The 13,868-nt window shown below is 46.1% G+C and carries 9 protein-coding genes; all 9 read left to right on the forward strand.

Annotated features, from left to right (window positions below; translation table 11 throughout):
* Nucleotides 1–507: 507 nt before the first annotated feature.
* Nucleotides 508–2,169, forward strand: coding sequence for a DUF2157 domain-containing protein (locus HMPREF9429_RS03735; RefSeq protein WP_040773731.1), 1,662 nt, complete (start codon nt 508–510; stop codon nt 2,167–2,169).
* A complete protein-coding gene (locus HMPREF9429_RS03740; protein ID WP_006941786.1) occupies nt 2,169–2,828 on the forward strand; it encodes a hypothetical protein in 660 nt (219 codons plus the stop codon). The genes HMPREF9429_RS03735 and HMPREF9429_RS03740 overlap by 1 nt, the downstream gene beginning before the upstream one ends.
* A gap of 25 nt (nt 2,829–2,853) precedes the next feature.
* Nucleotides 2,854–4,059 carry a hypothetical protein gene (locus tag HMPREF9429_RS03745; protein ID WP_006941787.1) on the forward strand — a complete coding sequence of 402 codons (1,206 nt, stop codon included), beginning with the start codon at nt 2,854–2,856 and terminating at the stop codon, nt 4,057–4,059.
* 102 nt (nt 4,060–4,161) lie between these two features.
* A complete protein-coding gene (locus tag HMPREF9429_RS03750) occupies nt 4,162–5,397 on the forward strand; it encodes an FprA family A-type flavoprotein (RefSeq protein WP_006941788.1) in 1,236 nt (411 codons plus the stop codon).
* A gap of 19 nt (nt 5,398–5,416) precedes the next feature.
* The gene (locus HMPREF9429_RS09280; protein WP_006941789.1) at nt 5,417–5,572 is read left to right on the forward strand and encodes a hypothetical protein; all 156 of its coding nucleotides are present in this window, start codon (nt 5,417–5,419) and stop codon (nt 5,570–5,572) included.
* A gap of 70 nt (nt 5,573–5,642) precedes the next feature.
* Nucleotides 5,643–9,047 (forward strand): PD-(D/E)XK nuclease family protein, encoded by a 3,405-nt coding sequence (locus HMPREF9429_RS03755; RefSeq protein WP_040773734.1) that lies wholly within the window; start codon nt 5,643–5,645, stop codon nt 9,045–9,047.
* Entirely contained in the window at nt 9,034–12,684 is a 3,651-nt protein-coding gene (gene addA / locus HMPREF9429_RS03760; protein WP_040773737.1) for a helicase-exonuclease AddAB subunit AddA, read from the forward strand. Before HMPREF9429_RS03755 ends, addA begins: the two co-directional genes overlap by 14 nt.
* Before the next feature lie 12 nt (nt 12,685–12,696).
* Nucleotides 12,697–13,356, forward strand: a complete 660-nt coding sequence (sdaAB, locus tag HMPREF9429_RS03765) for an L-serine ammonia-lyase, iron-sulfur-dependent subunit beta (RefSeq protein WP_006941792.1) — start codon at nt 12,697–12,699, stop codon at nt 13,354–13,356.
* Between the two features lie 9 nt (nt 13,357–13,365).
* A partial coding sequence (locus tag HMPREF9429_RS09320; RefSeq protein WP_006941797.1) for an L-serine ammonia-lyase, iron-sulfur-dependent, subunit beta occupies nt 13,366–13,868 on the forward strand: 503 nt, incomplete at its 3' end.

The raw sequence follows: 13,868 nt of genomic DNA on the forward strand, positions 1-13,868 counted from the left end.
ACGCTATTGCGTACGCCCTCTTTGTATGTAGGTGGTAGGTGTAGAGCTTTTTAGTAGTTGTAATTGGCTTACATCATCGTATCGGGAATCTGAACTATCAGAATGAACCTATGAAGTGACGGCATAGAGTAACAATAAATTATACACAACTTATATGCATAAAAATATTACAAAAATGCATTAAAGTGCTATAATAAAACAAAGGCAGACAGGAACAACGGTACACAGTATCGACTCCGTCTAAATCATAATATCTGCCGATTTACTGTATGTATATATCACTCCCCCCGATGTATCGTACAGCATTCGCTTTTTGTTTCAGCCCATGAAACATGGTAAGCGTCTCTTAAGAATAGAGCCGGTCTGATTTAATCAGGCCGGCTCTATTCTTGTTGAATGAAGTGAGAAAAAGGCGGAAACATTGGGTTTAAAGCCGTTTTATGGTATACTGAGGAAGTAATTCATGTGTAAAATATGCTACATATATTGTTGTCAGGAGTTATGATTATGACAAAAAAATCAACGGAATGGATTGAACGGGAAGTGGATTCACTGGTTCGGGAGGGGCTTATTTCCGAACAGGCTCAAGACAGAATTCGCGCACGTTACGGCAAGCGAAATCGACGTATGTTGTCTGTAATTCCCGTGGCTTTAATTCCTTTAATTATAGGGTTGGCACTAGCGGTTATGGGCATTTTTTGGGCAGCTGCCCATGTATGGTATGACGTGTCCATGACGACCCGGCTTGTTGTGGCCGTGTTAATTTTAACAGCATCGCAAGTCGGTATGATATTAGCTTTAATACAATCGCAACAGGCGAAGCCGGCGGGAGAGATTGCCGCATTGGTGCAGTATATCTCTGTTTTTGCTTCCGTAGCTATTGTGGAACAAACTTTTTATACAGGTTGGGATGGAGATTTTTATTTACTGACTTGTGCCGTTTTGGGACTACCTGCCGTATACTTGTTGAGATCCTTGGCTGGAGCAATTTGGTACGCTCTTTGCCTTGTCATTTGGGCTTTTTCCGGAGGTATGTTGAATGCCTCTTTAGGAGTCGGGTCCGTCTGGATTCTATTGATATTAATGTTACCCTTATATGGTGTGTTCTTCCGTCATGGTGATGAAGTTCGCTTATCCTTGTATTCGTGGATTATGACGATTACCGTATATGCGGTTTTTGCGGCTGTCATGGTGGAAAGTGATTATATTCCCTTCTTCGTTCTCGGAACCTTAGCTGTCGTCATGATGCTTACCGGCTATTCTATCGATATACGGCGGGCTTACGGAATACCTTTTCGGTGGGTCGGTCGTATGGCGGCTTTAGGGGCCTTAGTAATCTCTACCTTACCTGAATCTTGGGTGGGAATTGCTTCTGTGGAAGGATTTCATTGGTCGACAATCATTGTTACGGCTCTTTTATTCTTTGGTGTTATAGCACTGTTGGCAGTAGGAGTTAAGAAACGCTTCTGGGGTCCTGTATTGTATGCGGCGATTCCTGTTATCTTGGGAGCTGAAACTTTTTTGGTACGTAGTGAAATATATTCATCGTTACCTTTGATTTTATCGTTCATCTATACGATTTTCCTGTCTTTTTATGAAATTGTACAAGGCCTTAAGGCGGAATATATCAATCATTTGCGCCTCGGCATAGTCACTCTTATCGTTCTCATGGTAGCAGTCGTCTTCGGGAATGCTTTTTCACCGCTTGTGCCCTTGGCGGTTATCGTAATCGTGGCTCTTATCGTAACTCAAGTTCGGCGCAATCATAAGAAAAACGGCAATCGCATTGAAGGGAGCGGCGGCAGTCGCACTGTCTCATCCGTACGCAGGGAAAACAGGCGGCGCAATCGCAAAGAAATGAAGGGGGAAGACGCTACACTGACAGCATCCGGAAGAGATACGTCTACAGTTCCCGAGTGGATGCAAGAAAAGTCTGATGTGACTACAGTAGTTCGTCGGCCTCAAGAAAAAACACAATTTGTGGCACCTGTATTCAAGGCTCCTGAAGATATGCCGGCACCGACGTATATGACGGAAAACCCCATTAAAGCTCAAACGGAGAAAGTAACGCGGAAGATGACGTCACCTTGGGCTGACGGTGCAGAGGAAAAACATAAGGAAAAGAAAAATTCCGTGTCTCCGTGGTCGCATAAGGGAGGGCAATCATAATGAAAGAAAAATTGTTGTCTCTCTTGGATAGTCGACGAGCCGTTTATTTTATTATCATTATGACCATTATTGTACAAACCGGCTTTTTGTTCTATTGCAATTGGCGGTGGCACAATATTACGGTAGACGGAATTGCCTATCAAATGCATTGTGTCCCGCGTCTTGAAAACGGATCTTTCGGCACGGACTATATCCGAGTTGTCTTTCCCGAAGATACGACTAAGTGGAATGATTCGGTTTTGCCCGTAAAGGGACAGGAGGTTTACGTAGCTATTACACAAGATACGAGGGGAATGATGGAAATCCTCGGAGCCTCTGCGGAACCTCCGGCCGATCGCGGTGATTATATGAAAGTTAAAGTTGTGGATGTTCGGGAGAATGACCGTACTATTGTTTTTAAACCGCCTTTTGATCGATACCGAATTGCTCCTGAATATATGGATGGGATTTATGATATTACTTCTTCGGACAATGTTATTGCCAGCATCCGTATGAAAAAAGGCGAAGGGGTTATTGAAGGGATTTTTGTTAACGGTGTTCCCCTCGAAGCCGGCAGTACCGGTGCGGCTATGGCGGCCAAGCAGGGAAAAAACGAAAAAACGACAGCTCCTAAGGTTTGTATTGTAGAAAGTTCAATGGTACCGCCGAAGGAAGAATAAGGCTATACGTGAAAGCAGGGAGATAATGAAATCATATATAAAACCGGCGATGACAGCCGTCCTGGTCTTAATGTTCATGCTTTTAACGGGATTCCGGGCGCAAACGATTATTCATGATGACGGCAGTGAAACCCAGGATGTTTTGAAGGTATCGGACTCGGCTAGGGATAAGAGTGCTCTTGAAAGTGATGCCGATGAGTTCCAAAAGCGCAACTATACAATTATGGATTATGATAACGGTAACGGAAAGGGATTCCGCGCCATGAAGACCCTTACCAGCGAAGCCGCAAATAAGCGATCTGTAGACCGTATTGTGCATAAAACTTTTGACGGGATTATATGTACCATGTATTACATAGACTATACATATACGGATGGGAGTATTGACTATTTAAGACTTGGAAAGGCGATGCCTGAAGACGGTGTAGATTTGGAATATATCGTCTCCTTCCCGTCAGGGACAGATGTACAGAGTAACAGCCCGTCCCCAGATGAACAAGGAAAGACATATATGTGGAGGTTATCCGATAATAAGTCGGAGAATATTCGTTTGCAAGCTACGGTGTGGCATAAACTGACTATTTATGCTTTTCTGTTTCTCATAGTGCTTATTGTTTTTGCTGTTGTGGTTATGGAGCATCGCCGAAAGCGGTCCGGCGATTGGGATACGGCAAAACGATTGCGCCGTTATGAAGTGTTGCTTCTCTTTATACCCTTGTTTATACTCGCTTATATGGCCTATGAATACTATGAAGGGACGCATATTACACCGGGGACGTTGACGAAAATTTCCGAACAACAACAGGAAGAACAACGCGAACGGGATGATGAAGAAAAGCGGGCCAAGGACCTGGAGGAAAAGAAACAAAAAGACAGTAATGAAGCTGTTGCCAGAATTCGTGCTAAGGCGACAGATTTAACAGATGCATTGAAGACTTTGGCTCGTGACTATGCCGGCGGTAAAATCAGCGGTTCTGAAGCTAAATCACAGGCTGCTTCCGTGGCGGCCAGAGCCAAGGATTTGGTAGGTAATGAAAGTGCCTTAACCGAAGCGGATAAGGAAGTGGTCAGCCAGTTGGTGGATACGATTGTAAGCGAAGCCAATGCTTTGGCAGCCAAGGCCGAGGAGGCGGAAGCCAAGGCTAAGAAGGCGGAAGAAAATAATAGGCAATCAAATTCTAAAAATCGTAAGGGTGATACTCAACAAAATAAAACCAAAAATAACAGGTAACTTTCTTAATGGATATTACCTATTTGTCGAAAAAGTGGTACAATGAACAGAGCATATTTGCCATAGAGTTTTAGTGAACGGACATAGAGGAGGAAATAAGTTATGCATAGTGTAGAAGAAATTAAAAATGGCGTATATTGGATGGGATGTAATGATTTTCTTACCCCTTTATTTGAACGGATTTTCCCGATTCCCGACGGTGTAAGTTATAACTCGTTCTTTATTGATGATGAAAAGACTTGTGTACTCGATGCTATGGATAAGGTTTGCCGTGATGAATTCCTGGAAGACGTAGAATATTTGCTCCATGGCCGCCAGCTTGATTACTTTATTATTCAGCATATGGAACCGGATCATGCCAGCTCAGCATTGGCTTTGGTTGAAAAATATCCGAATGTCAAAATTGTCGGTCAGGCACAGACCTTTAAGTTCTTCGAACAATTTTACAGTGAAGATTATAAGTCAAATTATATGACCGTTACAGAAGGCGATCAGCTGGACTTAGGTAAACATAAACTCCAATTCATTAAGGCGCCTATGGTTCATTGGCCGGAAGTTATTATGACCTACGATTTGACGGATAAGATTCTTTTCTCGGCAGATGCATTCGGCATGTTCGGCACAGTCGGTAATATTTTTGCCGACCAAGTTGAATACGAAGAAGAATACTTGGATGAAGCTCGCCGTTATTACGTGAATATTGTCGGTAAATACGGGGCTCAGGTTATGGCCGTATTGAAAAAAGCATCGGGATTACAAATCGATTACATTTGCCCTATTCACGGTCTTGTTTTCAGAACGCCGGAAACTATTCAATATATTATTGAAAAACACCTTCATTGGGCGCAGTACGTTCCTGAAAAGAAGGGTGTTGTTATTGCCTTTGCTTCTATTTACGGGGATACGGCCAGAGCGGCTTGCGTGTTGGCCAATAAGCTCAGTAAAGCGGGCGTTCACAATGTAATGATGTATGATGTATCAAAGGTTCATCCTTCTTATATTAATGCTAAGGCGTGGGAATACAGCCATTTAGTATTGGCTGCGCCTACGTATAATCTGAACTTGTTCTTACCCATGGAAAACTTCCTCCACGATCTCAGCACCTTGTCTTTCCAAAAACGAAAAATTGCAGTTCTCGGTTGCCATACATGGTCGTCTGTTGCTCACAAAGAAATGGTTAACTATGTGGAAAATGTTTTCAAAAACTGCGAACTCTTCCCGACAACCTTAGATATGAAGTCCTCGCTGCATAAGGATCAAGAAAGCATTATTGATGCTATGGCTAAAGAAATTGCCGATGATGTAGCTGCATATCCCGATCCGAACACCCTGATTTAAAAAAGGACGGTTAGAGTCTATGATTATTCGAGATGACAGTGCTAAAAACGGTGACCTTCACAATCCGGATAAGGCGAAGAATAAGGGCGAAGAAATACAGGTTGACTTAGGTCGACCTTTGACGGAAGAAGAAGAGAAAATCTTTGCTAAATTAAAAGAAGGGTTACACTTGTAAGGGTAAAAGTACCGGAATGGATATTCCGGTACTTTTTTGCGATATAAAAATTATTTCAGGAGGCTCTGTTATGGCTGTCAGCATTGTACTGGGAAAGGCAAATAGCGGAAAAACCGTATGTTGTTTTCGTGCCATGGAAGAAGCGGCTGCAAAGGGAAAAAAGGTACTGCTGATTGTTCCCGATCAGGGAACGTACGAGGCGGAACGTCGTTATGCCGAATCCTTGCAAGGTCGGGGATTTATGGGAACGCGAATTTCCGGATTTTCGCGCTTGGCACGACAGGTGACACAGGGGGGCAGCGGCGATACGGTCGTGTTGAACGACTTCGATAAACGCCTTGTGTTACGACGTCTGGCAGATGCTTGGGCGCCGTCTTTTACAGTTTTGCAACAAGCCATGGGACAGCCGGGTTTTGCGGCAACGGCCTCCGCCTTTATTACGGAATGTCGGTCCTTCGGTATTGATGCCGAAACGTTGAAGAACGCCGGTAAAGCCTTAGAGACGGGGGTACTGAAACAAAAGATTTCCGATATTTCTCTGTTGTATGAAAAGTATGATGAATACTTACAGACACGTTTCGGATCAACTCGTGATTTGCTGACGGCACTGGCTGAAGATGCATGTCGTGATGAATTCCTTCAAGGAGCGTATATTTGGATCGACGGATTTCAGTGGTTTACGCCACAACAGATGCAAGTCATACAGGCTCTTGCACGTTGTGCCGAAGAGACGGTCATTACCTTGACGATGAATCCTGACGCCTTAGACGGACAACAGCGGGAAACAGCATTGCATCGTCGTGCTTACGAGGCTTATGAGTCCTTATGTCGCCTCTTTCCGGCTGTTCATGTTCGAGCCGTAGGTGACAGCGCATATTCAACGTTGCGAGCTTTTCGTGATGACTTTTTTTCGACAGTACCGAAATTTCAAGATGCATCTGTAGAAGGAATAAGGGCTGTACAGTGTAACACCCGTCATGAAGAAGTGCGATATGTGGCCGGACAGATTTGTCATCTGTTGCGCCAAGGCAGACGGCTAAAGGATATTACTGTCATTACGCGTACGTCCGACCCGTATAATCGTATTTGTAAACAAGTATTTGCAGAATACGGCCTGCCCTGCTTTACGGACTACAGACGACCCATGACTACTCACCCGTATGTGGAAGCTGTAACGGCTGTTCGGGAAATTTTGTTTTCCCATCTTAATAATGATGCTCTGTTTCGCCTGTTAAAAACGGATTTACTGCCTTTTTCGCGGCGTGAAGTAGATGACTTGGAGAACTACAGTCTTGCGGCGGGAATCAGACCTTTGCGCTGGTTGAAAGACGAAGATTTTACATATATGCCCGAACGATTACGAAATCGGTGCGGAGATTTGTCGTATATAAACGACATTCGGCGCCGGATTTTTCACATTATGGAGCCGCTATTTCCCTTTAGGGGAGAGAAGAAATCTCTTTATGAATGGGCCGGGATTTTATGGCAATGGACCTATGATACGCAGATGCAAAGTCTGTTGGCGTCGTGGCAGGAAGAGGCGGAAGCTGAGGGACGGCAAGAAGAAGCTCGCGAACACGAACAGGTGAGCAAAAAGGTAACGGCCTTATTAACACGGATGGTAGAGCTTTGTGGTAATGACGAAATAAGCGGCAAAGAGTTTTGCGACTTATTGGAAGAAGGCTTGGCCGAATCGGAATTTACGCTCATACCGCCGACACTGGATCGAATTACCGTTACGTCCATTGACCGCGGCTATACAATGCGAAGTCCTATTGTCTTTGTCTGCGGCGTTAATGACGGTGTTTTCCCCGTTCATTACGGAGAAGACGGCCTGTTAAATGATAAAGAACGAAATTTTTTGAAAAATTGCGGCTTGCCACTAGGTCCCGACAGCCGGTTTAAGACCTTCCAGGAACGATTCTTTTTCTACTTGGCCTTGACGCGAGCCGATGAATATTTGCATATAACCTGGTCTCTTGCCGATGAAGGCGGTGAGGCTTTAATGCCGTCGCCGTGGGTCGGATTGCTTGTAAATCGCGGTTACGTGAAAGCCGAGAGTGATACGGGAACGATTACGGTCAAAAATAGGGCTGACTATTTAGTTAATGCACGGGCGGCGTTACATTTCTTGCCGTCTGCCTTAAGGTCAGCCAAAGACGGCAAACGAATCGATGATATTTGGTGGGCCCTGTACGATTGGGCACTGCTGAACGGATACGACGACAGTGTACATACTATAGGTGCAGGCCTGTTTTATAATAGTCGGGCACAGGACTTGAGCAAAGGGTTGATTGAGTCCCTGTTTTTAAAAAATAAAACCTTACGTGGGTCTGTTACTTTGCTGGAGGCATATCGTAAATGCCCCTTTGCCTTTTTTGCCAAGTACGGCTTAAAACTTAAAGAACGGCAGGAATACGATTTTGCGGCACCTGACTTGGGCACGCTGGTGCATGCCGTGTTACGGTGCATAGGAGAACGGCTCTTGGAAGAAGGGCGGCCGTGGCGAGAGTTGAAAGATGACGAAATCCTTTCTTTGTGTACTGTCGAAACGGAGCGAGCCGCAGCAGAAGCGGCAAATAATATCTTGATGTCCGATGCCTATTTCAGACAAATCAAGAACCGCGTCGTCGCTACCCTTGTACGCACAGTACGACAGCTGAGAGACTTTAGTGAAGGTTCCGAATTTTCCGTGCGTGCTTTGGAACAACCTTTCGGTACGAAAGGTGCTTGGAAGGGGTTAAGTTTTAACCTTCCCGACGGCGTTAAGGTAGAACTGGTCGGCCAAATTGATAGGGTCGATACCTTGGAACTGGACGGTCGTACCTTTATCCTCATCGTAGACTATAAGTCGGGTAAGAAGAGTATTACCTTGCCCGAAGTTTATAGCGGTCTTGAATTGCAGTTGTTCTTATATATGGCTGTGGCTCGGCGTAATTTGGGCAGTAAGGCCGTGCCGGCAGGAGCCGTGTATTGTCGCGTCCGTAACGACGTTCAGCGCTGTTCAGCCGAGCCGACGGCAGCGGAAAAGGAAAGGGCTTATATTAAAGCCGGCCAATTATCCGGGTTTTACTTAAACGACAGCGATGTCGTGCGAGCCTTAGATGATTGTACAATGGAAGGTAGGACGGCGTCGCCCTATTCGGGATTGAAAATAAATAATGACGGCACCTTGAAAAAGGCGGCCAATGTAAGTGATGAAGCAGAGTGGTATAGGTTGCTGAGGTTGGTGGAAGCGGCGGCTTGCCGATCGGCAAGCGAATTGACGAGTGGCTGTATCGATATTTATCCTGCCCGCTGGGGTTCTTCCAATGAACACAAAGCCTGTGATTATTGCCCCTATGCCGCCTTATGTCGTTTCGACGTAACGGCTGAAGACGGGAACTCATGGAATTATTTGGGGAACCTAAGTATAGATGATTTATTTCCGGATACGGTAATAGTGAAGGATGGTGGACAAGATGGCGTGGACTGAAGCACAGGAAAAGGCGATTACGAGCAGAAATCAGAACCTGCTCTTGTCCGCCGCCGCCGGATCGGGAAAGACGGCCGTACTGGTAGAACGAATTATTCGTCGTTTAATTGACGTAGACAATCCGACGGACATTACGGAGATTATGGTAGTTACCTTTACGAAAGCGGCGGCCGGAGAAATGCGGGAACGAATAGGGGGAGCTTTGCTCAAGGCTGCTGAAGACGAAACCTTGTCTGCTGCTGTGAGAGAATCGGCACGAAGACAGGCGGCCTTGCTACCGTCAGCCCGTATTTCAACCTTTCACGCTTTTTGTCAGTACGTGTTGCGCACCCGATTTTATACGATTGATTTGGATCCTCAATTCACGATTGCCGGTACGGAAGAGTTGGAACTTTTGAAGCAGTCTGTATGGGACGACGTAGCTCTTTCTTATTATGAAGATGAAGAAAAAGTCCGCACGATGACAGCACTGACGGATGTTTTCGGCAATGATCGCGGTGACGCGGGATTGACGGAAATCGTTATGAAGGCATATGAATACATTCGCAGCCAACCGTGGCCCTTACAATGGCTTGAAGAAGCGACGGCCGCGTACGAAAAGGTGGATTCGAGTACCGACCTCGGCTCATTGCCGTGGGCGTCTCCTATTTTGGCAAATATTCGCTCGGCCCTTAGTCGTTGTGCTGACGAATATGATGAAAGCCTTAAAATCTTGGAATATGTAGAGGAATTAAACGGGCAGTACGAGCGGTTTAAAGAAGAAAGAAACCGTTTTAAAGCGGCAAGTGAAATCAAATCGTGGAGTCGCATGGAGGACTTTTTCAGCGACTTTGATTTTGGCCGATTAAAGTCTATGAGAAATTTGGTCGCCGATGTTGCCGATGCCTGGAATGATTGTAAGGCTCATCGTGACAAGGCCAAAGATACGGTCAAAAAGATTCGGGATACCTATTTTACAAAGACGTCGAAACAATGGGTTGACGATTTAATACAAGCCGGTCATACCATGTCGGCCTTATCCGGTTTAATTCGCGATTTTTATAAGGCGTATAACGCGGCGAAACGTGAAAAAAATTGGCTTGATTTCGGAGATTTGGAACATTATTGTCTGCAAATTCTGACTGTTCATGATGAGCAAACGGGCGAGGTTCTTCCGTCGGCCGCCGCTAAGGAAATGAGAAGTACCTTTAAGGAAATTCTTATTGACGAGTATCAGGATACGAACGGTGTGCAGGAATTGATAACTACCTTGGTATCCGACGGCACAAATCGCTTTATGGTCGGGGATATTAAGCAGAGTATCTATCGCTTCCGTTTGGCGGACCCCACCTTGTTTTTGGAAAAATATATGACCTTCGAACGTCGTGCCGAAGCAGTCAATCGGTGCATCGTTTTGTCCATGACCTTCCGCAGTGCTCCTGCCGTAATTGAAGCGGTAAACGATATTTTCTCGTACGCCATGACGGAAGCGGCGACGGGCATGGATTACGGTGACAATGAAAAGCTGTATGTCGGGCGGACAGATGATGAACCGGGCGTGGCGGAATTGCATATCTTAGATGAAGTAACGACGTATGAATCGCTTGAAACCGACGGCGGTGAAGAGTCGGACGACGATGATGACAGTGCGGAAGAGTCGTCGTTTATAAGACAATGCCGCTTTGTGGCAGCTCGTATCGGAGAGTTAAAAGCGGCTGATCCGTCTTTAAAATATAAGGATATTGTTGTTTTGTTGCGCTCCGTGAGTCGCAAAGCCGAAGATCTCCTGACAGTTTTACAGGATGCGGGTATTCCCGCTTATGCGGAACAAAAAGGCGGTTACTTTAATGTAACGGAAGTGCGACTTATGACGGCGTTGTTGGCGTGTATAGATAACCCATGTCGGGATATTGAATTGGCTGCTGTCCTGCGCTCGCCTATAGTCGGAATAAATGAAGCTACCTTGGCGGAGATTCGCATGTATAGGGACGGTTATTTGGTAGATGCTCTGGAAGCGTATACGGCGGGCTTACATGACGGTGTATACAAGGAACGTCTGAGCGAATTTTTGTTCCGCCTCGATGCGTGGCGTACGTACAGTCGTCGTGCCGGCGTAGCTGAGCTGCTGCGGCGCATTTATGAAAAAACGTCATATATAGACTATGTGGCGGCCATGAAGAACGGTGATTTACGACGGGCTAATCTGGAAGCTCTCTACGAGCGGGCCGGCCAGTATGAACGGGCCGGATTCCGCGGTCTCTTTCGCTTCTTGAAATTCATTGAACGCATGAAAAAGAAGGGCCTCGACTTGGCACCGGCTCGCGTTGTCGGAGAAGAAGAAGACGTCGTGCGAATTATGACGATTCATAAGAGTAAGGGACTGGAGTTTCCCGTCGTGTTCCTTGTGAATACGGAAAAGACATTTAATAAACAAGATGAGCAGGAGCCTGTATTGTATCATAAAGAACTCGGCATCGGTATCCGTGCCTTTGATGCCAAGTGGAGAATGACTTGGCCGACGCTGGCATATAACGGTATAAAGGAACGGACCGTTTGGGAAAATCGAGCCGAAGAAGAACGGCTTTTATATGTTGCCATGACTCGTGCCAAGAACAGGCTGATTCTGGTAGGAACCGTAAAAAGCCGGGGAAGTAAGAATACGGATTGTCTCTATGATCGATTGGCACGATTCCGCAATGATGTACATGCCGAAGCGGGGACCTCATACCTGGATTGGATTTTGCCGCCCTTGTTGAGGAAGTTGCCCGATGTGACCGATTTGACGGCAAGTGATGAGAACTCTGAATTTGTTCATGCCGGAGTCTGGCAGGTGACAGTGCATACAGAACCTGTAGATGCCGGTAAGGCAATGGCGGATGTACTAAGACCGGAAGAAGCCCATTTAGAAGCCGTAAGGGCCGATATGCCTACGGGGACGGCTATTCCCGCTTGGCTTGATGAGGCCTTGTCCTTTACCTATCCCTTTGAGGCGGCAACGCACACGGTAGCAAAACTGTCCGTTTCGGAAATTAAACGACGTCTGGCTGAAGCGACAGAAGAAGAGGATCTGTTGCAGGAAGGAGAGCATCTCTTTTCGACGGGGGTTGAAGACGATGAAACTGATTTGACGCGACCGCCTTGGCTATGTGAGAAAGCCTCGCAGTCACCGACCTTTGCCGGTACGGTATTTCATAAGGCTGTGCAGCTTTTGGACTTTGCCGACCTCACCAAGGAAAATATCGTAGAACAGGTAGAAGGCTGGAAAAATAGTGGTCGCTTTACGTCTGAAGAATTGTCACGTCTGCGTATGAATGACTTATATCACTTTGCCGAGTCACACTTGGCAGCCAGAATTCAGGCCTCGCCCGACGTGCGACGAGAATACGGATTTACTTTTTTAGCAGATAGCGATAAAGTAAGTCGTGTCGAAGGTGAGAGAATTCTCGTCCAAGGTGTTGTAGATTGCCTCTTTGTCGAAGGTGACGAGTGGATCATTGTCGATTACAAAACGGATAGACTGAATACGGCAGATGAGTTCAAGAAACGGTATGCCGTGCAGTTAAACTTATATAAGCTGGCTGTTGAACAAATCAGTCAAAGGAAGGTAAAGGAAATGATTATTTACAGTTCGCGCTTGGGAAAAGAGATTTTTATATAAGGGGAAAACAGTATGAGTATGTTTGATATTATCGGACCGATTATGATCGGTCCGTCCAGTTCACATACGGCCGGTGCGGCACGCATCGGCCTGATGGCCCGTCATATTTTTCAGGAAGAACCGAAAAAAGCCGATATTACCGTATACGGATCGTTTGCTAAAACGTATCGAGGGCACGGTACGGATAGAGCCTTAGTCGCCGGTATACTCGGTATAGGGGCCGATGACGTACGCTTGAGAACGTCTTTTGAGATTGCGAAAGAACGGCATGTAGAGATTAATCTGCATCCGTCGGATGCGGAAGTAAGGCATCCTAATACAGTAAGAATTCGCCTGACCGGTGAAGATAATCGGGTCTTGGAAGTGCTCGGCGTATCTTTAGGCGGCGGAAAGATAGAAATACGTGAAATCAACGGGTTTGAAGCTGTTTTAACGGGTGAAGACCATACATTAATGACTTTTCATCACGATAAACCCGGGATTATTGCCCGCGTTTCTACGTTGCTGGCAATGAAGGGCATCAATGTTTCGACTATGCGGGTATTTCGAAGCGGTAGAAATGAACGGGCTGTTATGATTATTGCGACAGATGGCCGAGTCCCGAATGAGTCGGTAGAAGAAATAAAAAAAATAGACGGCGTTAATAATGTTATTACCATTTTGCCGTTATAGGAGTCTTATATGTATACATACGAATATACAACGTTACAAGAATTAGCGGATGTGGCCCGAAAGCACGGAATTACTCTTTCCGAAGCGGCTCTTCGACATGAAACGGAAACATCGGAGCGTACGGTCGAAGAAGTTCGGGAGACGATGGCGGAACGATTGACCGTCTTTCATGAATCTATTAAATCGGGCTTAGAAGATACAGGCAAATCCGTAAGCGGTCTTGTGGGCGGTGATGCAGCGAAAATGGCTGCCAAAGGCCCCCGTCTCTTGGGGACAGCCGCTCACAAAGCTGCTACTTATGCAGTGGCTATTAATGAGGCTAATGCCAAAATGTTTAAGATTGTCGCATGTCCTACTGCCGGTTCGTGCGGAATCTTGCCCGCCGCTGTCATTGCTGTAGCCGAAACGGAAGGATTTACGGATGATGACTGCTTAAATCCCCTCTTTACGGCAGCCGGTATAGGGGCTGTCGTAGCTCGTAACGCATCTGTTGCAGGGGCTGTCGGCGGGTG

Source organism: Megasphaera micronuciformis F0359 (assembly GCF_000165735.1).
GTDB lineage: Bacteria > Bacillota > Negativicutes > Veillonellales > Megasphaeraceae > Megasphaera > Megasphaera micronuciformis.